The following is a 21,205-nucleotide window of genomic DNA, read 5'->3' as shown; positions in this document are numbered from 1 at the left end:
CGGTGCACAGCCCGCCGGGGGAAGGTCGGCGCACACCATGCACGTCACGCATCTGTCGCTGGCCGACTTCCGCTCCTACGCCCGGGTCGAGGTCCCGCTCGATCCGGGCGTCACCGCGTTCGTGGGCGCGAACGGCCAGGGCAAGACCAACCTCGTCGAGGCCGTCGGCTATCTCGCCACCCTCGGCAGCCACCGTGTCGCCTCCGACGCCCCGCTGGTGCGCATGGGGGCGGAGCGGGCGATCATCCGCGCCGCCGTCACCCAGGGCGAGCGCTCCCAGCTCGTCGAGCTCGAACTCAACCCGGGCCGCGCCAACCGCGCCCGCATCAACAGGTCCTCGCAGGTCAGACCGCGTGACGTGCTGGGGATCGTGCGGACCGTGCTGTTCGCGCCGGAGGACCTGGCCCTCGTCAAGGGCGACCCCGGCGAGCGCCGGCGCTTCCTCGACGAACTGATCACGGCGCGCGCGCCGCGCATGGCGGGCGTGCGCTCCGACTACGAGCGGGTGCTCAAGCAGCGCAACACGCTCCTGAAGTCCGCCGCCATGGCCCGGCGCCACGGTGGCCGCGGCATGGACCTGTCGACCCTGGACGTGTGGGACCAGCACCTGGCCCGGGCCGGCGCCGAGCTGCTCGCCCAGCGGCTCGACCTCATCGGCACGCTCCGCCCGCTCGCCGACAAGGCGTACGAGCAGCTGGCCCCGGGCGGCGGACCGGTCCACCTCGAGTACAAGCCGTCCGCGCCCGCAGCCGGGCACACCCGCGAGGAGCTGTACGGACAGCTGATCGCCGCGCTCGCCGACGTACGCAAACAGGAGGTCGAGCGGGGCGTCACGCTGGTCGGACCGCACCGCGACGACCTCCTCCTCAAGCTCGGAGACCTGCCGGCCAAGGGGTACGCGAGCCACGGCGAGTCCTGGTCCTACGCCCTCGCGCTGCGGCTCGCCTCGTACGACCTGCTGCGCGCCGAGGGCAACGAGCCGGTCCTCGTCCTCGACGACGTCTTCGCCGAGCTGGACGCGCGCCGGCGCGAGCGCCTCGCGGAGCTGGTGGCGCCGGGCGAGCAGGTCCTCGTCACGGCGGCGGTCGACGACGACGTGCCGGGCGTGCTCGCCGGCACGCGGTACGCGGTGGCCGGCGGAGCGGTCGAAAGGGTGGCACGAGCATGACGGGCATCGGCGGCGAAACTTCCCCACAGCCTGTGGACAAGCCCGCGGTACCGGCGGTGCCCGAGCCCTCCGGCGTCGACCTGGCCCGGGTCGCGCTGCGCGCCGCCAAGGAGCAGGCGAAGGCGCGGGGCGCGGCGGCCCAGCAGAAGAAGCAGGCCAGGCGCGGCGGCGGACTGCGCTCCGGCGCGCGCGCCGACGGCCGCGACCCGATGGCGCTCGGCGCCGCGATCAACCGGCTGATCACCGAACGGGGCTGGGAGACCCCGGCCGCGGTCGGCGGGGTGATGGGGCGCTGGCCGCAGATCGTCGGCGAGGACCTCGCCAAGCACTGCGTACCGCTGAAGTACGACGAGGACCCCGAGGAGCGGGTGCTCACCGTGCAGTGCGACTCCACGGCATGGGCGACCCAGCTGCGGCTGCTCGCCCCGCGCCTGGTCGCGCGCCTCAACGAGGACCTGGGGCACGGCACCGTACGGATGATCAAGGTCCTGGGTCCGGGCGGCCCCCGGCGGGGCTACGGGCCGCTGCGGGCGCCCGGGTCGACGGGACCCGGAGATACGTACGGATAGCGGTACGGGGCGGACGCGCGACCCCGCGCGGGACGCATGCCCACAACCGGTCACCGCCCGAAGCGCTAGGTGGCCGTCAGGGGCGTCTGGAGCCCCTCCCCGGATATGGGGAGTCGTCTCGCGCCCGCCGAGGGCGGCACATGAGCATTCAGGTACCGGCAAACCCCCATGAGTGTCAGTGGTACCGGTAGACTGGAAGACAATCCCGCCACCCCGCGGAACATGTCGAACGACGCAGCCGCTCCCGTATGCCCGGAGAACGGCTTGTGCTGTGCCAGAAAGGGCGCTTCGTGGCCGATTCCGGCAACCCCAACGAGAACAAGCAGTACACCGCCAGCAACATCCAGGTCCTCGAGGGCCTGGATGCGGTGCGCAAGCGCCCCGGCATGTACATCGGCTCGACCGGAGAGCGCGGTCTGCACCACATGGTGCAGGAGGTCGTCGACAACTCGGTCGACGAGGCCCTGGCCGGTCACGCGGACACCATCGACGTGACGATCCTCGCCGACGGCGGCGTCCGCGTCGTCGACAACGGCCGCGGCATCCCCGTCGGCATCGTCGAGTCCGAGGGCAAGCCGGCCGTCGAGGTCGTGCTCACGGTCCTCCACGCGGGCGGCAAGTTCGGCGGCGGCGGCTACGCGGTCTCCGGCGGTCTGCACGGCGTCGGCGTCTCCGTCGTCAACGCGCTGTCCACCAAGGTCTCGGTGGAGATCAAGACCGACGGCCACCGCTGGACGCAGGACTACAAGATGGGCGCCCCGACGGCGCCCCTCGCCAAGCACGAGGCGACCGAGGAGACCGGCACCTCGGTCACCTTCTGGGCCGACCCCGACATCTTCGAGACCACCGAGTACTCCTTCGAGACGCTCTCGCGCCGTTTCCAGGAGATGGCCTTCCTGAACAAGGGCCTGACGATCACGCTCACCGACGAGCGCGAGTCCGCGAAGGCCACCGTCGGCGCCGACGACCCCGACGCCGAGGCGGCCGCCGAGCCGGCCGCGCGCACGGTGAAGTACCACTACGAGGGCGGCATCGTCGACTTCGTGAAGTACCTCAACTCGCGCAAGGGCGACCTGATCCACCCGACCGTCATCGACATCGAGGCCGAGGACAAGGAGCGCCTCCTCTCGGTCGAGATCGCGATGCAGTGGAACTCGTCGTACAGCGAGGGCGTGTACTCGTTCGCGAACACGATCCACACCCACGAGGGCGGTACGCACGAGGAGGGCTTCCGTGCCGCGCTGACGACCCTCGTCAACAAGTACGCGCGCGAGAAGAAGCTGCTCCGCGAGAAGGACGACAACCTCACGGGCGACGACATCCGCGAGGGTCTGACCGCCATCATCTCGGTCAAGATCGGCGAGCCGCAGTTCGAGGGCCAGACCAAGACCAAGCTCGGCAACACCGAGGCGAAGACCTTCGTCCAGAAGGTCGTCTTCGAGCACCTGACCGACTGGTTCGACCGCAACCCCAACGAGGCCGCGGACATCATCCGCAAGGGCATCACCGCCGCCACCGCGCGCGTGGCCGCCCGCAAGGCCCGCGACCTGACCCGCCGCAAGGGTCTCCTGGAGTCGGCGTCCCTGCCGGGCAAGCTCTCCGACTGCCAGTCGAACGACCCCACCAAGTGCGAGATCTTCATCGTCGAGGGTGACTCCGCCGGCGGCTCGGCCAAGTCCGGCCGCAACCCGATGTACCAGGCCATCCTGCCGATCCGCGGCAAGATCCTGAACGTCGAGAAGGCCCGGATCGACAAGATCCTCCAGAACACCGAGGTCCAGGCGCTGATCTCCGCCTTCGGCACCGGCGTCCACGAGGACTTCGACATCGAGAAGCTCCGCTATCACAAGATCATCCTGATGGCGGACGCCGACGTCGACGGCCAGCACATCAACACCCTGCTGCTGACCTTCCTCTTCCGCTTCATGCGCCCCCTGGTCGAGGCCGGGCACGTCTACCTCTCCCGCCCGCCGCTCTACAAGATCAAGTGGGGCCGGGACGACTTCGAGTACGCCTACTCGGACCGCGAGCGCGACGCCCTGGTCGAGCTGGGCAAGCAGAACGGCAAGCGGATCCGCGAGGACTCGATCCAGCGCTTCAAGGGCCTCGGCGAGATGAACGCCGAGGAGCTGCGCATCACCACCATGGACCAGGACCACCGCGTGCTCGGCCAGGTCACCCTCGACGACGCGGCGCAGGCCGACGATCTGTTCTCGGTGCTGATGGGTGAGGACGTCGAGGCACGGCGCTCGTTCATCCAGCGCAACGCCAAGGACGTTCGCTTCCTCGACATCTGAGTCGGCCTCAGCTGACCGTACGAAAGGACTGAAGACCGGCAATGGCCGACGAGAACACCCCTGTGATGCCCGAAGAGGAGCCGACGGTTCCCGGCGTGGGCATGCGCGTGGAGCCCGTGGGGCTCGAGACCGAGATGCAGCGCTCGTACCTCGACTACGCGATGTCCGTCATCGTGTCGCGCGCGCTGCCCGACGTCCGGGACGGCCTCAAGCCCGTACACCGCCGCGTGCTGTACGCGATGTACGACGGCGGCTACCGGCCCGAGAAGGGCTTCTACAAGTGCGCCCGCGTCGTCGGCGACGTCATGGGCAACTACCACCCGCACGGCGACACCTCGATCTACGACGCCCTCGTCCGCCTCGCCCAGCCCTGGGCCATGCGGATGCCGCTCGTCGACTCCAACGGCAACTTCGGCTCCCCGGGCAACGACCCGGCGGCGGCCATGCGCTACACCGAGTGCAAGATGGCGCCGCTGTCGATGGAGATGGTCCGCGACATCGACGAGGAGACCGTCGACTTCACGGACAACTACGACGGCCGCTCCCAGGAGCCGACCGTCCTGCCCTCCCGCTTCCCGAACCTGCTGATCAACGGCTCCGCCGGCATCGCGGTCGGCATGGCGACCAACATCCCGCCGCACAACCTGCGCGAGGTCGCCGCCGGCGCCCAGTGGTACCTGGAGCACCCCGAGGCCACCCACGAGGAGCTGCTCGACGCGCTCATCGAGCGCATCAAGGGCCCCGACTTCCCCACCGGCGCGCTCGTCGTCGGCCGCAAGGGCATCGAGGAGGCCTACCGCACCGGCCGCGGCTCCATCACCATGCGCGCGGTCGTCGAGGTCGAGGAGATCCAGAACCGCCAGTGCCTGGTGGTCACCGAGCTGCCCTACCAGGTCAACCCGGACAACCTCGCGCAGAAGATCGCCGACCTGGTGAAGGACGGCAAGATCGGCGGCATCGCCGACGTCCGCGACGAGACCTCCTCGCGCACCGGCCAGCGCCTGGTCATCGTCCTCAAGCGGGACGCGGTCGCCAAGGTCGTCCTCAACAACCTGTACAAGCACACCGACCTCCAGACGAACTTCGGCGCCAACATGCTGGCGCTCGTCGACGGCGTGCCGCGCACCCTCTCGATCGACGCGTTCATCCGCCACTGGGTGACGCACCAGATCGAGGTCATCGTGCGCCGGACCAAGTTCCGGCTGCGCAAGGCCGAGGAGCGCGCCCACATCCTGCGCGGTCTGCTCAAGGCCCTCGACGCGATCGACGAGGTCATCGCCCTCATCCGGCGCAGCGACACGGTCGACGTCGCCCGCGAGGGCCTGATGGGCCTCCTCCAGATCGACGAGATCCAGGCCAACGCCATCCTCGAGATGCAGCTGCGCCGGCTCGCCGCCCTGGAGCGCCAGAAGATCGTCGCCGAGCACGACGAGCTCCAGGCGAAGATCAACGAGTACAACGCGATCCTGGCCTCGCCCGAGAAGCAGCGGCAGATCGTCAGCGAGGAGCTCACGGCGCTCGTCGACAAGTACGGCGACGACCGCCGCAGCCAGCTCGTGCCCTTCGACGGTGACATGTCCATCGAGGACCTGATCGCCGAGGAGGACATCGTCGTCACCATCACGCGTGGCGGCTATGTGAAGCGTACGAAGACCGAGGACTACCGCTCGCAGAAGCGCGGCGGCAAGGGCGTGCGCGGCACGAAGCTGAAGCAGGACGACATCGTCGACCACTTCTTCGTGACCACCACCCACAACTGGCTGCTCTTCTTCACCAACAAGGGCCGGGTCTACCGGGCCAAGGCGTACGAGCTGCCGGACGCCGGCCGGGACGCCCGCGGCCAGCACGTGGCCAACCTGCTGGCCTTCCAGCCGGACGAGCAGATCGCCGAGATCCTCGCGATCCGCGACTACGAGGCCGCGCCGTACCTGGTGCTCGCCACCAAGGCCGGCCTCGTGAAGAAGACCGCGCTGAAGGACTACGACTCGCCGCGCTCCGGCGGTGTCATCGCCATCAACCTGCGCGAGCGCGAGGACGGCAGCGACGACGAGCTGATCGGCGCCGAGCTGGTCTCCTCCGACGACGACCTGCTGCTCATCAGCCGCAAGGCGCAGTCGATCCGCTTCACCGCATCGGACGACGCCCTGCGCCCGATGGGACGCGCGACCTCCGGGGTCAAGGGGATGAGTTTCCGCGAGGACGACGAGCTGCTCTCGATGAATGTCGTCCGGCCCGGTACGTTCGTCTTCACCGCGACCGACGGTGGCTACGCCAAGCGCACCGCCGTCGACGAGTACCGCGTCCAGGGTCGCGGCGGCCTCGGCATCAAGGCCGCCAAGATCGTGGAGGACCGTGGTTCGCTCGTGGGCGCGCTGGTGGTCGAGGACACCGACGAGATCCTCGCCATCACGCTGTCCGGCGGTGTGATTCGTACGCGAGTCAACGAAGTCAGGGAGACCGGCCGTGACACCATGGGCGTCCAGCTGATCAACCTGGGCAAGCGCGACGCCGTCGTCGGCATCGCCCGCAATGCCGAGGCCGGCGGCGAGGACGACGACATCGAGGAAGCTGCCGAGGCCGGGGAGACGGCCGAGGCGGTCGAGGGCACGGAGCCCGAGACCGGGGAGCACGAGGAGTAGAGCGTGAGTGGAGCCACGGGCGCCGGTTCGGCCGACGGCCGGTCCGCAGGATCGAGCGGTGCCCGTGGCTCCGCCACGGACTCCCAGGGGGTTACGGTGACGGACACTCGGGGGCAGCGACCCTCGTACGAGACGTACAACGGGCCGCTGCCCGGCGAGCGTGGGGGGACGCAGCCGCAGAGCGGGCCCTACCACCCGCCGCAGGCCTACGCCCCCGGGCAGGGCACGCCCGCCCAGGGCGTGCCGGCCGGCGGCAAGGGCGCGGCGGCCACGCGCAAGCCGCGCACGGGCGCGCGTACCACTCCGCGCACGCGCAAGGCGCGACTGCGGGTCGCCAAGGCCGATCCGTGGTCGGTGATGAAGGTGAGCTTCCTGCTCTCCATCGCGCTCGGCATCTGCACGGTGGTGGCCGCGGCGGTGCTGTGGATGGTCATGGACGCCATGGGCGTCTTCTCGACCGTCGGCGGCACGATCAGCGAGGCCACCGGCTCCAACGAGTCCAACGGCTTCGACCTGCAGTCCTTCCTGTCGCTTCCGCGGGTGCTGATGTTCACCTCGGTCATCGCGGTGATCGACGTGGTCCTGATGACGGCCCTGGCCACGCTGGGCGCCTTCATCTACAACCTGTCGGCCGGCTTCGTGGGCGGTGTCGAGCTCACCCTCGCCGAGGACGAGTGACCCGCGCGGGGGCCGGGTACGCGCACCCTCAGGGGCTCCGGCCCCGGGCGATTTTGGGACTGGCCCCCACGTGCGCTAATCTTCAGGAGTCAGCGCGCGGGACACACACCGCAAAGCGCGGCGGGGCTATAGCTCAGTTGGTTAGAGCGCATCCCTGATAAGGATGAGGCCACAGGTTCAAATCCTGTTAGCCCCACCAGCACGAAGACCCCCAGTCGATCGCGACTGGGGGTCTTTGACATCTACGGCTGCCATCAGCCGCTCAGCCGATCAACGGGTCTTCCAGAAGCTCGGCGAGCATGGCTGCGGCTTCCCGCTCTGTCGCCGTCTACCTCATCAAGCACCCGGCTCCGCTCCGCGTGACGCTCCTGCCTCCGGCCCGCTCCGCGCGCGCTGCGCCGACGCCTGCCCCTCCTGGCGGGATAGGTCCAAGGGCACGCAGCGTCACTTCCTGGAGGTCGGTCAGTACGAGGTCGGCTAGCGCCGGTCCGACGGCCCGGACGGTTCACCCGTCCGGGTCGATTGTTTTGCCCGGACGCGTTGGCGGACGAGGTCACCGATCGGTATCGGTCGGTGTGTAGAGTGGGCGTCAGAAGTCTCCTACGTCAACGAAAGACGAGGTCGCGCGGTGAAGAAGCTTCTCCTGGTCGCACTGGCCGCCATCGGCGGGCTCCTCGTGTACCGCCAGATCCAGGCGGATCGCGCCGAGCAGGATCTGTGGACGGAGGCGACCGACTCCGTGCCCGCAGGTTCGGGTGTGTGAGACGAAGAGCGTGTGTGAGTGAGGCCCCGACCGCGGTGAGCGGTCGGGGCCTCACTTTGTTCGCGTTCGCCAATCGATTGCTTGCCCTCGCAAATTTGTAGGGTCCCGGTCAGAGGAGCGGGCAGGATGGGCGCGCACGGAGACCACGAGGAGAAGCGCGTGAAGAGGCAACGGGGAACCGGTCGTACGGCGGGGGTGCTGGCCGCGGCGGTGTGCGCGGCCCTCGCGCTGCCCGGCGGTGCCCGGGCGGCCGGTGAGGGCGGCGGTTACGCCTTCGACGACCAGGCCCGGCGGGTGAAGGGCGCCGTCTCGAACCTGGACGCCGAGCGGCTCACGGCCGGGCAGAGCTACCGGGACACCATCAAGAAGGACGGCAAGCTCTACTACCGCGTCGACCTCGACGACAAGCAGAACGCGTACGTCTCGGTCGTCGCGGTCCCGAAAGCGGGCGCGAAGGCCGGTTACAGCGACGGCATCAAGGTGACCATGCAGGACGGATCGGGCACCGACTGCGGCCACCAGTCGGTGAACTTCGGCGGCTTCGGCTTCGCCCGGCCGATCGCCGCCTACACCCACCGCACGATCGACCCGGACTCCTCCAGCTGCCAGCAGGTCGGCGCGTACTACGTCCTCGTGGAGCGCACCTCCGAGTCCGACGGCTCGGACTGGGAACTGGAGCTCCGCTATGTGACCGAGCCGGGACTGAGGAAGACCGGCCCGACGGCCCTGCCGGAGACCTGGGCCTCGGGCACGCCCCAGCCGCCCGCCGGCGGGCCGCAGCGGCGTGACGGAGGCGCCGGCTTCCACAACGCGACCTCGCTCCGTCAGGGCGAGTGGCGCACCGACATCAGGCCCGGCCAGACGATGTACTACCGCGTCCCCGTCGACTGGGGCCAGCAGATCTTCGCCACCGCCGAGCTGGGCAGCAGCCCGGCCGCCGACGCCTACGTCGGCTACGCGCTCACGGTGTCCCTGATGAATCCGGCCCGCGGCTACGTCGACGGCAAGGACCTGTCCTACGACGGCGATCCGTCGACCCTCGCGCTCGACCCGCAGCGGCCGGTGGCCTACGAGAACCGCTTCTCCTCGAACGACTCCACCAGCGGCCTGCGGTTCGCCGGCTGGTACTACCTGTCGGCCACGCTCAGCCCCGAGATCGCCAAGGCCTACGGGGACAAGCCGCTGCCGCTGACCCTGCGGGTGAACGTGACCGGGCAGTCCAAGCCGCAGCCGGCGTACGACGGTCCCGCCGGGCCCTTCACGGTGACCGACGACGACCGGGAGGCGGCGGCCAGCGGCCAGAGCGGCCCGCAGGCGGCCAGGAGCGGCACGCTGAGGGTCGTCGGCGTGGCCGGGATCGGCGCCGGTACGGTCCTCGTCCTCGGCCTGGGCGCCTGGTGGCTCCTTGCCCGCCGGGCGGCGGGCGCGGGACCTACGCCTGGATGAGCGCCCAGATCCCGACGGCGAAGCAGACCAGCGCGGTGACCAGGACCGGGACCGCCACCTTCGCGGGCGGGCCCGGCCGGCGCACGGGAACCGATCCGGCCTGAGCGGTGTAGGAACGAGTGGAGACCTGCTCGTTGGACACCGCGGCCGTGGGGGCCTGGGCGAAGGAGGCGGGGGAATGCGCGGACGGCTGTACGGAGGACGGAGCCGGGGCCCCGGCCTGGGCGGCGGGGGACATGGCCGGGGAGGCGCCGGGCCGAGAGGCTCCCGGCTGGGGGGCGACCTGTGGCGGGGGCGGCCCGAAGGCGGGGGCCGGTGGGACGGCCACCGGCCGGGTGGGCGTCCGGGGCGGCGGCGGCAGGTGGAAGCTGCCCGTCTCGGACGGGCTCGGCAGGTTCGGCTGGTGCTGGGAGGCGTCCTGCTGGGCGGGCTGCTGAGCATGCTGCGGCTGCTCGGCGGGCACGGGCTCCGGGCCGTTCGGGCCGAAGCCGGCCGGCAGCGGGCCGATCTGGTCGAGGATCTCGACCCGCTCCTCGCCGGGACCGGGCTCGGGCAGCAGCTCGGCCGCCGCGTTGAGCGCCTTGCGCGCGCCCGTGGCCGTCTTGAAGCGGGCCTGCGGGTCGGGCTGGAGCAGCCCGGCGAGCACCTGCCACAGCGGTTCGGAGATGCCCCGCGGGGCGCTCGGGGTGCCGTAGGTCATGAAGTGGTCCACGAGCGCCTGGGAGTCCGGCCTGCGGCCCTGGAGCAGATAGAGCCCGACCAGGCCGACCGCGAACAGGTCCGCGGTGAAGTCCGGCTCCGCGCCCATCAGTTGCTCGGGCGCGAAGTAACCGGGCGTGCCCACCACGTAGTTGGTCTCGGTGAGCCGGGGCTCGCCCTTGCGCATCGAGATGCCGAAGTCGGACAGCCGCAGGTGCGGCCGTCCGGTGCCGGTGACTTCGAGCAGGATGTTGGCCGGCTTGATGTCGCGGTGCACGACCCCCTCCGCGTGCACCGCGGCCAGTCCGGACAGCAGCTGATCGAGCAGGGTGCACACGAAGCGGGGCGGCAGCGCGCCGTAGTCCCCGATGACGTGGGCCAGGGAGCCACCCGCCACGAGGTCCATGGTGAAGAGGACCTTGTCGTCGTCCGCGGCCCAGCTGGCCGGGGCGAGGACGTGCGGATGGTCGATCCTGAGCGCCTGCTCGCGGACGAAGCGCAGCAGGGTGTGGGCGTCGCTCTGCTGGAGCACCTTGGCCGCCACATAGCGGCGGCGCCGGTGGTCCCAGGCACGCCACACCGCGCCGACCCCGCCGCGACCGATCGGATCGATCAGTTCGTACCGACCAGCGAAGACCTCACCCATCGCGCTGCGCCCGCTCCCCGTACCGTCTCGGATGATGTCGTACCGGCGTCAGTTCTGATGCGCCTCGTAGTGGGCCACCGCGTCCGCGGTGCGCCCCGCGCCGTACACCCGGAGGAACTCTGCCAGTTCCGGGTGGGCGGGCGCGAGCGAGTCGGCCGCCTCGATGATGTCGCCCGCCGCGGCCACGGAGCGCAGCAGCGACTGGATCTCGCGGACCACCCGGCGCACGGTGGGCGCGCCGCTGGTGGTGGTGGACTGGGTGCCGGAGGTGAGGACGGAGCCGCCCTGGGACCTCTTGATCTCGTCCATCCGGTCGGTGGCCTCGGCGGCGCTGACGCTGCCGTCGGCGACCTGGCCGGCGAGCTCCTGCAGGGCCTGGACGCGCTGGACCACGGCGGGGTTGCCGATCTTGGCCCGCTGGCCGCTCATCAGCTGGGAGAGCATGGGCGCCGACAGGCCGAGCACGGCCGCGAGCCGGGCCTGATTCAGTCCGAGATCGTCGATCAGCCGGCGGAAGAGCGCCCCCAACGGCTCCCCGTACCAACTGCGCTGGAGCTCCCGGGCTCTGGCCGTGGCTTCCTGCTGCGCTGTATCCATTACTACTTCTCCCCATCCCTTGGGTTCGCCACTGCGAACCCCGATCAGCATCTTACGGAGCGTGGTCGTCCACGGGGAGTCCCAATCCTTTTGCGGAATACAGGGGGTGACCCGGTACTCTGTTGTCGTTCCGGGGCCTTAGCTCAGTTGGTAGAGCGCTGTCTTTGCATGGCAGATGTCAGGGGTTCGACTCCCCTAGGCTCCACTCCGGACGAGAGCTCCCTGACCTGCGGAAACGCGGGGCGGGGAGCTTTTTCGCGCTCAGGGGGAAGTGGCCCGCTCCCGCAGCTCGGGAATGGACCAGGTGAGCTGGGCCACCCGGGCCTAGCGTCGTGTCCATGGCGAAGACGACGAAGACCGGCGGCACCGCACGGACCCAGCGGGCGCTGCTGATCGCCCAGCTCGGCAACTCGATCGGCGACGGCGCTTTCTATGTGACCTCGGCGCTCTACTTCTCCCGGATCGTCGGCCTCTCCGCCCCGCAGATCGGTGCCGGACTCGCCGTGGCCTGGGGGATCGGCTCCCTCGCCGGGGTGCCGCTCGGGCACCTGGCCGACCGGCGCGGGCCGCGGGGCACCGCCGTCCTGCTCGCCCTGGCCACCGCGGCGGCCGTCGCCTCGTTCCTCCTGATCCGCTCCTTCGTCCCCTTCCTGCTCGCCGCAGCCGCGTACGCCACCGCCCAGAGCGGCCTCGCCGCCGCCCGCCAGGCCCTCCTCGCCGGTCTGGTCGAGCCGGCCGCCCGGGTCGGGACGCTGGCCCGGATCCAGGCCACCCTCAACGCCGGGCTCGCCGTCGGTGCCGCGCTCGGCGGCCTCGCCCTGAGTACCGGGACCCGTGGCGCCTACCTGGCCGTCTTCGCCCTCGACGCGGCCGGTTTCGTCCTGTGCGCCCTGGTGCTGCGCACCCTGCCCTCACTGCCGGGCACCCCGGCCGCCGGCGGCGGGGAACCGCGGCTCGTGGTGCTGCGGGACCGCCCGTACGCCGTGCTCACCCTCCTCAACGCGCTGCTGTTGCTCCGGCTGCCGCTGCTCAGCCTGGCCCTGCCACTGTGGATCGTGGAGCGGACCACGGCGCCCGGCTGGACGGTCTCGGCGCTCTTCGTCCTCAACACCGGCGCGGTGATGCTCTTTCAGGTGCGGGCGGCCCGCTCGGTGACCGGGCTGCCGGAGGCCACCCGGGCGGTGGGCCGGTCCAGCCTCGTGATGCTCGCCTCGTGCGCGGTGTTCGCGGTGACGGCGGCCGGGCTCGGGACCGGGCTGACGGTCGCGGTGCTGGTCGCCGGCGCCGTCCTGCAGGTGATCGCCGAGATGCGCCACTCGGCCGGGTCGTGGCAGATCGGCTTCTCCCTCGCGCCGGGCGACCGGATCGGCCAGTACCAGGGCTTCTACGGCACGGGCGTGCCGGTCGCGAGGACCCTCGGGCCGCTCCTGGTCACCACGCTGCTGGTCGGCTGGGGCGTGGCGGGCTGGCTGGTCCTGGGCCTGATCTTCGTGGCGGCGGGCTTCGCCACGGGGCCGGTGGTGCGCTGGGCGGAACGCTCCCGGGCCTCGTCCGCGCCGGCCGGCGAACGGGCCGGCGAGCCCGCCGGGGCGCACTGAGCCGGACGAGTGGTGTTCATCGGAAGAACTGCGCGGCGACGGCGTCGCTCCACGGATCGCGGGCGCCGTTCCCCATCATGAGGAAGGTACGAAAAGCGCGCAATCCGAAATGAACCATCCGAGAACGCCCGACTCGTCTCGAACCTCTACATCACGAAAGTGAGGGGTCATGGCCACCGCCAAGGTCAAGCAGTTCTGGACCGCCTTCGTCTCCGTCCTCTTCGCCCTGCTCGCCTCCCTCGGCCTGGCGAGCCCCGCCACCGCCGCCCAGCGGACCGCCCTCCAGCAGGGCGACGAGCCGGCGACGACGCCCGCGACGGCCGCCACGACGACGGCGCGCGCCCTCGCCTCCGTACCCGCACCGAGGTCGGCCCCCCAGTGGCACACCGCGCGGGGCCTCGCCCTGCCGCCCACCATCAAGCAGCGCATCCACGCCGAGGCGCACGGCTCCTCGCCCTCCGTCCGGCACCTGCCCGCGGACGCCCCGGCCGCCATGGACCGGGCGGGCGCGCTCGACCTGACGGACGCGGCCCTCGTCACGACGGCCGCCGCGGCCTCGGCCGCCGCTCCGGCCGGCTCGGCCGCTCCGGCCGCCCAGGCCGCGTAGGGCGCGGCGGGATTCTCCGCCGCGCCCTGTGCCCCGCCCCGTAACAGCTCGTCCGTCGTAGCAGCTCGTCCGTCGACCGGCCGGTGATCAGCGACGCTCTTCGTCGCGGTCCGTGCCCTCCGCCTCCGTCCCGGCTTCGGCCTCCTTGGCCGCCACCTCGGGATCGAGGGACGATCCGTCGTCGTCGACCGTCGAACGCGCCGTCCTGTCGTCCACCTCGGTGGGAGCGGGCGGTTCGACCAGCCAGTCGGGGTTGGCCTGCTTGTCCCACCACTTCCAGGCGGCGAAGGCGCCGCCGGCCAGCACTCCGAGGACCGCGAGGCCCTTGGCGAGGCGTCCGGCCCTGGCCCGGCGCTCGTGCTTCCTGATGATCTTTCGTACGTCCTTCGGCGTCACCTGACCGCGCAGCGCGGCCCAGGCGGCAGTCGAACGCGCTCCGGCCTCCTCCAGGACGGGACCGGTCGCGGCGACCGCGTGCTCGACACGCGGAACGGTGTAGTCGGCCGCCTGACGGGCGGCCTTGCGGGTCACGGCCGTGGTGCGCTTCGCGGCCTCGTCGACCCGCGGCGGCACGTGCGGTGCGACATGGCACGCGTACTGACGCCGGGCCTGAACACGGGCCGCTGTCGCGGCCTTCGAGACTTTCGGAGCGAGCTTGGCGCGTGTTTCGTGGGCATAGAGGACGGCCTGGTCCTTGGCCGTGCCGGCGTACGGCGCCACCACTTCCGCGGCGTGCAGGACGCTCTCCTTCGCCGAACCTGTCGCGGCGCGCACGCTGTCCATGCGGGTCACGGGATTCCTCCTCCTCGGTGGCGATGTCGGTTTTTCACCTTTCCATCCTGTTCGGAATCATGCCTGCCGGACCGCGCTCCGGCATGCGGGGCGGGCATCCGGGGCATGCGAGGATCGGACCACGGGCGCGAGCGCGCCGGGGCAAAGGTGTGTGGAGGAAGGCGATCGTGGCCGAGCAGCTGTACGCGACTCTGAAGACCAGCCAGGGTGACATCGAGATTCGGCTGCTGCCGTTCCACGCTCCCAAGACGGTCCGCAACTTCGTCGAACTCGCCCGCGGCGAGCGCGAGTGGACCCACCCGGCGACCGGAGAGGTCTCCACGGCGCCGCTCTACGACGGCACGGTCTTCCACCGGGTGATCAAGGACTTCATGATCCAGGGCGGTGACCCGCTGGCGGACGGCACGGGCGGCCCGGGCTACCAGTTCGCCGACGAGTTCCACCCCGAGCTCTTCTTCGACAAGCCGTACCTGCTGGCGATGGCCAACGCCGGCCCCGGCACCAACGGCTCGCAGTTCTTCATCACGCTCGGCGCGACGACCTGGCTCAACCGCAAGCACACGATCTTCGGCGAGGTCGTCGGCGAGGCGAGCAGGAAGGTCGTGGACGCGATCGCCGCGATCGAGACCAACCCGAGCACCAACCGTCCTGTCGAGGACGTCGTCATCGAGACCGTCGTCGTCGAGAGCCGCTGACCCGCGGGGTTCCGGGAACCTTCGCGCCCCGCCCGTCCGTCGGGAGGGCGGGGCGACGTGCTGACCCGTTCCCGCCGACCGTCCTCGGAGGACCCGCATGCACTGCTACCGACACCCGGACGTCGAGACCGGCATCCGCTGCACCCGCTGCGAGAAGCCGATCTGCCCGGACTGCATGGTGTCCGCGTCCGTCGGCTTCCAGTGCCCGGACTGCGTGCGCGGCGGCTCCGGCACCGGCCACGCCCCCGACGCCAACCAGCCGAGGACGCTCGCGGGCGGCCGGGTGGCGGCGGACGAGCGGTTCGTCACCAAGATCCTGATCGCGATCAACCTGGTCCTGTTCATCGCGGTGCGGGTGGCGGGGGACCGGTTCACGGACGAGCTGGTCATGATCGGGTTCGCGTACAACCCGGAGCTCGGCGAGGTCGTCGGCGTCGCGGACGGCGAGTGGTACCGGCTGCTGACCGCGGCCTTCCTCCACCAGGACGTCGCGCACTTCGTCTTCAACATGCTGGGTCTGTGGATCATCGGCGGAATCGTCGAGCCGGAGCTCGGCCGGGTCCGTTACGCGGCGCTGTGCCTGCTCTCCGGGCTCTCCGGCTCCGCGCTCGTCTATGTCCTGGACGCCCCGAACCAGGCCTCGCTCGGCGCCTCGGGCATCGTCTACGGCCTGATCGGCTCCTGGGTGGTGCTCGCCCGCCGCCGGCGCTACGACATGCGACCGGTCCTGCTCTTCGTGGCCATCTCCCTGATCCTCACCTTCGCCCGCCCGGGTGTCTCCTGGGAGGCCCACATCGGAGGTCTCGTCGCCGGCGCCGTCCTCACGTACGCGCTGGTGCACGCGCCGCGGGACCGGCGGGCGCTCGTGCAGTACGGGGCCTGCGGTCTGCTGCTCCTGATCGACCTGGGGATGGTGCTGGGCCGTACCGTCGCGCTCACCTGAGCGGGCAGGGCTGTGGACGAGCTCCCGGGAAAGCTTTCCCCAGAGTTATCCACAGTGCGTGGCCGGCTCGCCACGCTGGTCTGGACATGACCGCGCCCTCCGCCTCTGACCAGGTGTTTCCTGTCAGAGGCGGAGGGCGGGCCAAGGTCGTGCGGCAGATCTCGTGGTCGTACCGGCGTCAACCTCGCGGGAGTTATCCACAGATCTTCTTAAGTTATCCAGTGCTGTGCACAACGCTGTGGATAACTCAGGGCAGAGCTTGACGAGTCACTTCCACTGGGTGGAGACACCGAAGCCGGCGGCGATGAAGCCGAAGCCGACCACGATGTTCCAGTTGCTGAGGGACTTGACCGGCAGCGTGCCGTCGGTGACGTAGAAGACCACGATCCACACCAGCCCGATGGCGAACAGCGCCAGCATCACCGGCGCGACCCAGCTGCGGTTGGTCAGCTTGATGGACGCGGCCTGCTTCGCGGCGGGCGGCGGCGTGTAGTCGGCCTTCTTGCGGATCCGTGACTTCGGCACGAGGGACTCTCCTGTCGATGCGCTGCGTGACCGCGCAGGGAACTGTGGCTGGCGCCGGGATGTGACGTAGAGGACCGCTGCGTCCCCCGGGCGTCCGTTAGCGTAGTGCTTCCGCGGCACCGAAGGGGATCAGGGTACGTTGAGCAATTCCGCCGGCACTCCCGCACGGCCGGGCCGAAGCCTCAGGTGGCGCCCGGTCCGGCTGCTCACCGCTGCCGTGTTCGCCCTCGCCGGACTGATCTTCGTCACGAGCTTCAACACCGCCAAGGGCACCAACCTGCGCACCGATGCCTCCCTGCTCAGGCTCTCCGACCTGATCCAGGAACGCAGCCACAAGAACGCCGGCCTCGACGAGACCACCGCCGCGCTGCGCCGCCAGGTCGACGCCCTCGCCGCCCGCGACGACGGCTCCACCAAGGCCCAGGACGAGCGCCTGCGCGCCCTGGAGACGGCCGCCGGCACCACCGAGGCCCGCGGCGCCGGCCTCACCGTCACCCTCGACGACGCCCCGCCGAACGCCCAGGCCGCCCCCGGTTACCCCGAGCCGCAGGCCAACGACCTGGTCATCCACCAGCAGGACCTCCAGGCCGTCGTCAACGCCCTGTGGCAGGGCGGCGCCAAGGGCATCAAGGTCATGGACCAGCGGCTCATCTCCACCAGCGCCGTGCGCTGCGTCGGCAACACCCTGATCCTCCAGGGCCGCGTCTACTCGCCGCCCTACAGGATCACCGCTGTCGGTGACCGCGGCCGGCTGACCCGCGCCCTCGCCGACTCCCCCGCCGTCCAGAACTACCTGCTCTACGTGAAGGCCTACGGCCTCGGCTGGAAAGTCGACGAGCACAAGACGGTGACTCTCCCCGGCTACTCGGGCACAGTGGACCTCCACTACGCGAAGCCCGTGAGCTGAGGCCGACTGCCTGGGAGGGGCCCGTGGCGCTGCGCCTGGTCGTACGGAGCCTCAGCGAACTGTGCATCACCGTCGGCGCCCTGATCGTCCTCTTCGTCGTGTACGTCCTGTACTGGACGGGCGTGCGGGCGGACGGCGCCGCCGCCGGACAGCTCGCCGGCCTCCAGCGCGCGTGGGCCGACCGCCCCGTCGAGCCGCCCGCCGCCTCCGCACCCGCCTCCTCCGCGCCCCCCGCCTCCGCACCCGCCGCGGCCCCGCCCGCCCCGTACGCCGACGGCAAGGGCCTCGCCGTCATGTACGTCCCCCGCCTCGGCGAGGACTGGGAGTGGCCCGTCCTGGAAGGCACCCGGGCGGGCACCCTGAAGAAGGGCCTCGGCCACTACGCCGGCAGCACCCGCCTCGGCGCCACCGGAAACTTCGCCGTCGCCGGACACCGCCGCACCTACGGCGACCCCTTCAAGGACTTCCCCCGCCTGCGCCGCGGCGACGCCGTCGTCCTCACCGACGGGACGACCTGGTACACGTACCGGATCGTCCGCGCGCCCTACCGCACCGTGCCCACGGACACCGGCGTCGTCGCTCCGGTGCCCCGGAAGTCCGGCTTCACCGGACCGGGCCGCTATCTGACCCTCACCACCTGCGACCCCGAGTGGGGCAGCAGCCACCGGCTGATCGTCTGGGCGCACCTGGACGCCACCCAGCCGGTGTCGGCCGGTCGTCCACAGGCTTTGGACAGCTGACCCGCGAGCGCCCCCGCGACCCGTACTCTGGTGCCGTAACGAACGGAAGGGGCGGCGGACGTCATGTACGGATGGATCTGGCGGCATCTGCCGGGCAACGCCTTGGTGCGGGCGCTGATCTCGGTCGTGCTGGTCCTCGCGGTCGTCTATGTCCTCTTCCAGTACGTGTTCCCTTGGGCGGAGCCTCTGCTTCCGTTCAACGATGTGACGGTGGACGGCCAGTGAGCGCGCGAATTCTCGTCGTCGACAACTACGACAGCTTCGTCTTCAACCTCGTTCAGTACCTGTACCAGCTCGGCGCCGAGTGCGAAGTCCTGCGCAACGACGAGGTGGAGCTCTCCCACGCCCAGGACGGCTTCGACGGGGTGCTCCTGTCGCCCGGTCCCGGCGCGCCCGAGCAGGCCGGGGTCTGCATCGACATGGTGCGCCACTGCGCCGCCACCGGGGTGCCCGTGTTCGGCGTCTGCCTCGGCATGCAGTCGATGGCCGTCGCCTACGGCGGGGTCGTCGACCGGGCGCCGGAGTTGCTGCACGGCAAGACCTCGCTCGTCACCCACGAGGGCAAGGGCGTCTTCACCGGCCTGCCCTCGCCGTTCACCGCGACCCGCTACCACTCGCTGGCCGCCGAGCCCGCCACCCTGCCGGCCGAGCTCGAGGTCACCGCGCGCACCGAGGACGGCATCATCATGGGGCTGCGGCACCGCGAACTGCCCGTCGAAGGCGTCCAGTTCCACCCCGAGTCGGTGCTCACCGAGCACGGCCACCTGATGCTCGCCAACTGGCTGGAGCAGTGCGGCGACAAGGGGGCGGTCGCGCGGTCGGCGGGACTCGCGCCGGTGGTGGGCAAGGCCGTCGCGTGACGGCCGGGTCGCCGTGGTTCCGGACGACGAACCTGCCGGACGAGCCCGAGCCCCAGCCCCTACCCGCCGCCCAGTCCGGCCCCGGCCCCCTCCCTGACCCCGTACCGCCGCTGCACGAGGCCGAGACGGCCGTCTACGAGGCGATACCGGCCCCGGACGCCTACCAGGGCGTCCCGCGCCCCCAGACGCCCCAGGAGGCCTACGAGGCCCCGCCTTCGGCCCCGTACGAGCCGCCTGCCACCGCTCCGTACGCTCCCGAGCCGCCCGGCCCCGCTTCGTACGCTTCCGAGCCGGACCTCACGGCCTCCTACCGGCCCGAGCCGGACCTCACGGCCTCCTACCGGCCCGAGCCCGCTCCGGCGGTCTCGTACGAGCCGGACGCCGACGACCGGACGATGGCGCTGCACACCGTCGACCAGGCCCCCGCGCCGCTGCCCGGTCCCGGCCGGGCCGAGCGCCGCCGCGCGGCCAAGCGCAAGGGCCGCGGCACAGCCCCCGAGCCGGCCGCGCCCGCGCAGACGGGTGCGCCGCTCTCCCGGGTGGAGGCCCGCCGCGCCGCCCGCGCCGCCAAGGACAGCGTCGGCGTCGTCCTCAGCCGCGTCGTCGGTGAGCTCTTCATCACCTTCGGCGTCGTCATGCTCCTCTTCGTCACCTACCAGCTGTGGTGGACCAACGTCCGGGCCGGCCAGGAGACCGACAAGGCCAAGCAGCGGATCGAGAACTCCTGGTCCCACGAGGACCGCAGGCCCGGCGCCTTCGAACCCGGCGAGGGCTTCGCCATCATGTACATCCCGAAACTGGACGTCGTCGTCCCCGTCGCCGAGGGCATCGACAAGAACAAGGTCCTCGACAAGGGCATGGTCGGCCACTACGCCGAGGGCAGTCTCAAGACCGCCATGCCCGCCGACAAGCAGGGCAACTTCGCCGTCGCGGGGCACCGCAACACCCACGGCGAGCCGTTCCGGTACATCAACCGCCTCGAACCCGGCGACCCGATCGTCGTCGAGACCCGGGACGCCTACTACACGTACGAGATGGCGAGCATCCTGCCGCAGACCTCGCCGTCGAACGTCGCCGTGATCGACCCCGTACCGAAGGGCTCCGGCTTCACCGGGCCCGGCCGCTACATCACGCTGACGACCTGCACGCCGGAGTTCACGAGCACGTACCGCATGATCGTGTGGGGAAAGCTCGTCGAGGAACGCCCGCGCAGCAAGGGAAAGCCGGACGCGCTCGTAGGCTGACCCCCACGACCGAGACCCTCCACACCTCGACGGGACGACCTAGTGGCACGTGCGCGCAACCGGATCGCCGGGATCATCAGCGTCTTCGGTGAACTCCTCATCACCGCCGGCCTGGTACTCGGCCTCTTCGTCGTCTACTCCCTGTGGTGGACCAACGTGCTGGCCGACCGGGCCGCCGACAAGGACGGCGACCAGGTCCGCGACCACTGGGCCGACAGCGGCCCCGGCGCGCTCGACACCAAGGACGGCATCGGCTTCCTGCACGTGCCGGCCTTCGGCGGCGACGAGGTGCTGGTGAAGAAGGGCACCGACTCCAAGACCCTCAACAACGGTGTCGCCGGCTACTACACCGAACCCGTGAAGTCGGCCCTCCCGCAGGACAAGCAGGGCAACTTCACGCTCGCCGCGCACCGGGACGGGCACGGGGCGAAGTTCCACAACATCCACAAGTTGAAGAACGGCGATCCGATCGTCTTCGAATCCAAGGACACCTGGTACGTCTACAAGGTCTACAAGACCCTCCCGGAGACCACGAAGTACAACGTGGACGTGCTCCAGCCCGTCCCCAAGGAGTCGGGGAAGACCAAGCCGGGCCGCTACATCACCCTGACGACCTGCACCCCGATGTACACCTCGGACTACCGCTACATCGTGTGGGGCGAGCTGGAGCGCACCGAGAAGGTCGACGCCCAGCGCACGCCCCCGACGGAGCTGCGCTAGCACCGCGTACGTCATGAAGCCGTGCGCCACGAAGCCGTACGTGATGAAGGCGTGCGACATGAAGTAAGCCCC

21 protein-coding genes and 2 tRNA genes are annotated in these 21,205 nt (G+C 70.7%); 19 read left to right on the top strand and 4 right to left on the bottom strand.

Going from position 1 to position 21,205, the window contains the following annotated elements; genetic code table 11:
• Positions 1-37: 37 nt before the first annotated feature.
• From recF to ABTZ91_RS10640, 8 genes are all read left to right on the top strand, one after another.
• The gene (recF, locus tag ABTZ91_RS10675; RefSeq protein ID WP_352076784.1) at positions 38-1,168 is read left to right on the top strand and encodes a DNA replication/repair protein RecF; all 1,131 of its coding nucleotides are present in this window, start codon (positions 38-40) and stop codon (positions 1,166-1,168) included.
• Positions 1,165-1,737 (top strand): DciA family protein, encoded by a 573-nt coding sequence (locus tag ABTZ91_RS10670; protein ID WP_352076783.1) that lies wholly within the window; start codon positions 1,165-1,167, stop codon positions 1,735-1,737. The genes recF and ABTZ91_RS10670 overlap by 4 nt, the downstream gene beginning before the upstream one ends.
• A gap of 266 nt (positions 1,738-2,003) precedes the next feature.
• Entirely contained in the window at positions 2,004-4,034 is a 2,031-nt protein-coding gene (gyrB, locus tag ABTZ91_RS10665; RefSeq protein ID WP_352076782.1) for a DNA topoisomerase (ATP-hydrolyzing) subunit B, read from the top strand.
• Positions 4,035-4,075: 41 nt separating this feature from the next.
• Positions 4,076-6,673 carry a DNA gyrase subunit A gene (gyrA, locus tag ABTZ91_RS10660; RefSeq protein WP_352076781.1) on the top strand — a complete coding sequence of 866 codons (2,598 nt, stop codon included), beginning with the start codon at positions 4,076-4,078 and terminating at the stop codon, positions 6,671-6,673.
• A 96-nt stretch (positions 6,674-6,769) separates the two neighbouring features.
• Positions 6,770-7,351 (top strand): DUF3566 domain-containing protein, encoded by a 582-nt coding sequence (locus tag ABTZ91_RS10655; RefSeq protein WP_352076780.1) that lies wholly within the window; start codon positions 6,770-6,772, stop codon positions 7,349-7,351.
• A 122-nt stretch (positions 7,352-7,473) separates the two neighbouring features.
• Positions 7,474-7,550: transfer RNA gene (locus ABTZ91_RS10650), tRNA-Ile, on the top strand.
• 429 nt (positions 7,551-7,979) lie between these two features.
• Complete coding sequence (locus ABTZ91_RS10645) at positions 7,980-8,114, top strand: DLW-39 family protein (protein WP_003958712.1); 135 nt, start codon at positions 7,980-7,982, stop codon at positions 8,112-8,114.
• A 159-nt stretch (positions 8,115-8,273) separates the two neighbouring features.
• Positions 8,274-9,560: a hypothetical protein gene (locus ABTZ91_RS10640; protein ID WP_352076779.1), complete on the top strand. Its 1,287-nt coding sequence runs from the start codon at positions 8,274-8,276 to the stop codon at positions 9,558-9,560.
• Here the strand turns inward: ABTZ91_RS10640 and ABTZ91_RS10635 are convergent.
• Positions 9,547-10,905: a serine/threonine-protein kinase gene (locus ABTZ91_RS10635; RefSeq protein WP_352076778.1), complete on the bottom strand. Its 1,359-nt coding sequence runs from the start codon at positions 10,903-10,905 to the stop codon at positions 9,547-9,549. The two genes, ABTZ91_RS10640 and ABTZ91_RS10635, sit on opposite strands and share 14 nt — an antisense overlap.
• Before the next feature lie 48 nt (positions 10,906-10,953).
• Entirely contained in the window at positions 10,954-11,502 is a 549-nt protein-coding gene (locus ABTZ91_RS10630) for a DNA-binding protein (RefSeq protein WP_352076777.1), read from the bottom strand.
• Between the two features lie 132 nt (positions 11,503-11,634).
• On the opposite strand from ABTZ91_RS10630, the gene ABTZ91_RS10625 reads away from it, so the two are divergent.
• The 3 genes from ABTZ91_RS10625 to ABTZ91_RS10615 all read left to right on the top strand — a co-directional run bounded on the left by ABTZ91_RS10625 (position 11,635) and on the right by ABTZ91_RS10615 (position 13,707).
• Positions 11,635-11,707: transfer RNA gene (locus ABTZ91_RS10625), tRNA-Ala, on the top strand.
• 133 nt (positions 11,708-11,840) lie between these two features.
• Positions 11,841-13,100: an MFS transporter gene (locus ABTZ91_RS10620; RefSeq protein ID WP_352076776.1), complete on the top strand. Its 1,260-nt coding sequence runs from the start codon at positions 11,841-11,843 to the stop codon at positions 13,098-13,100.
• Positions 13,101-13,269: 169 nt separating this feature from the next.
• Positions 13,270-13,707 carry a DUF6344 domain-containing protein gene (locus tag ABTZ91_RS10615; protein ID WP_352076775.1) on the top strand — a complete coding sequence of 146 codons (438 nt, stop codon included), beginning with the start codon at positions 13,270-13,272 and terminating at the stop codon, positions 13,705-13,707.
• Positions 13,708-13,794: 87 nt separating this feature from the next.
• On the opposite strand, the gene ABTZ91_RS10610 is transcribed toward ABTZ91_RS10615, so the two are convergent.
• Positions 13,795-14,499: a DUF5324 family protein gene (locus ABTZ91_RS10610; RefSeq protein WP_352076774.1), complete on the bottom strand. Its 705-nt coding sequence runs from the start codon at positions 14,497-14,499 to the stop codon at positions 13,795-13,797.
• Between the two features lie 167 nt (positions 14,500-14,666).
• On the opposite strand from ABTZ91_RS10610, the gene ABTZ91_RS10605 reads away from it, so the two are divergent.
• Both ABTZ91_RS10605 and ABTZ91_RS10600 read left to right on the top strand, forming a co-directional pair.
• Entirely contained in the window at positions 14,667-15,194 is a 528-nt protein-coding gene (locus tag ABTZ91_RS10605; protein WP_352076773.1) for a peptidylprolyl isomerase, read from the top strand.
• 97 nt (positions 15,195-15,291) lie between these two features.
• Entirely contained in the window at positions 15,292-16,137 is an 846-nt protein-coding gene (locus ABTZ91_RS10600) for a rhomboid family intramembrane serine protease (RefSeq protein WP_352076772.1), read from the top strand.
• A 267-nt stretch (positions 16,138-16,404) separates the two neighbouring features.
• On the opposite strand, the gene crgA is transcribed toward ABTZ91_RS10600, so the two are convergent.
• Entirely contained in the window at positions 16,405-16,662 is a 258-nt protein-coding gene (gene crgA, locus ABTZ91_RS10595; protein ID WP_345486916.1) for a cell division protein CrgA, read from the bottom strand.
• Between the two features lie 139 nt (positions 16,663-16,801).
• Here crgA and ABTZ91_RS10590 point away from each other — a divergent pair, with 139 nt between their 5' ends.
• From ABTZ91_RS10590 to ABTZ91_RS10565, 6 genes are all read left to right on the top strand, one after another.
• Positions 16,802-17,569 carry a DUF881 domain-containing protein gene (locus ABTZ91_RS10590; protein WP_352076771.1) on the top strand — a complete coding sequence of 256 codons (768 nt, stop codon included), beginning with the start codon at positions 16,802-16,804 and terminating at the stop codon, positions 17,567-17,569.
• Positions 17,570-17,592: 23 nt separating this feature from the next.
• Positions 17,593-18,309: a class E sortase gene (locus ABTZ91_RS10585; RefSeq protein WP_352076770.1), complete on the top strand. Its 717-nt coding sequence runs from the start codon at positions 17,593-17,595 to the stop codon at positions 18,307-18,309.
• A gap of 63 nt (positions 18,310-18,372) precedes the next feature.
• Positions 18,373-18,534, top strand: coding sequence for a hypothetical protein (locus ABTZ91_RS10580; RefSeq protein WP_345486919.1), 162 nt, complete (start codon positions 18,373-18,375; stop codon positions 18,532-18,534).
• Positions 18,531-19,169 carry an aminodeoxychorismate/anthranilate synthase component II gene (locus tag ABTZ91_RS10575; RefSeq protein ID WP_352076769.1) on the top strand — a complete coding sequence of 213 codons (639 nt, stop codon included), beginning with the start codon at positions 18,531-18,533 and terminating at the stop codon, positions 19,167-19,169. Before ABTZ91_RS10580 ends, ABTZ91_RS10575 begins: the two co-directional genes overlap by 4 nt.
• Positions 19,166-20,413, top strand: coding sequence for a class E sortase (locus ABTZ91_RS10570; RefSeq protein ID WP_352076768.1), 1,248 nt, complete (start codon positions 19,166-19,168; stop codon positions 20,411-20,413). The genes ABTZ91_RS10575 and ABTZ91_RS10570 overlap by 4 nt, the downstream gene beginning before the upstream one ends.
• A 42-nt stretch (positions 20,414-20,455) precedes the next feature.
• A complete protein-coding gene (locus ABTZ91_RS10565; protein ID WP_352076767.1) occupies positions 20,456-21,133 on the top strand; it encodes a class E sortase in 678 nt (225 codons plus the stop codon).
• The last annotated feature ends 72 nt before the right edge of the window (positions 21,134-21,205 follow it).

Origin of the sequence: Streptomyces sp. NPDC126499, from assembly GCF_040302485.1 — a bacterium.
Taxonomy (GTDB): domain Bacteria; phylum Actinomycetota; class Actinomycetes; order Streptomycetales; family Streptomycetaceae; genus Streptomyces.
This window is presented reverse-complemented; position numbering and strand designations above follow the sequence as displayed.

Coding starts and splice junctions, on each gene's coding strand:
- recF (WP_352076784.1), top strand. CDS start 38: ATGCACGTCACGCATCTGTCGCTGGCCGACTTCCGCTCCTACGCCCGG.
- ABTZ91_RS10670 (WP_352076783.1), top strand. CDS start 1,165: ATGACGGGCATCGGCGGCGAAACTTCCCCACAGCCTGTGGACAAGCCC.
- gyrA (WP_352076781.1), top strand. CDS start 4,076: ATGGCCGACGAGAACACCCCTGTGATGCCCGAAGAGGAGCCGACGGTT.
- ABTZ91_RS10635 (WP_352076778.1), bottom strand. CDS start 10,905: ATGGGTGAGGTCTTCGCTGGTCGGTACGAACTGATCGATCCGATCGGT.
- ABTZ91_RS10630 (WP_352076777.1), bottom strand. CDS start 11,502: ATGGATACAGCGCAGCAGGAAGCCACGGCCAGAGCCCGGGAGCTCCAG.
- ABTZ91_RS10620 (WP_352076776.1), top strand. CDS start 11,841: ATGGCGAAGACGACGAAGACCGGCGGCACCGCACGGACCCAGCGGGCG.
- ABTZ91_RS10615 (WP_352076775.1), top strand. CDS start 13,270: ATGGCCACCGCCAAGGTCAAGCAGTTCTGGACCGCCTTCGTCTCCGTC.
- ABTZ91_RS10600 (WP_352076772.1), top strand. CDS start 15,292: ATGCACTGCTACCGACACCCGGACGTCGAGACCGGCATCCGCTGCACC.
- ABTZ91_RS10580 (WP_345486919.1), top strand. CDS start 18,373: ATGTACGGATGGATCTGGCGGCATCTGCCGGGCAACGCCTTGGTGCGG.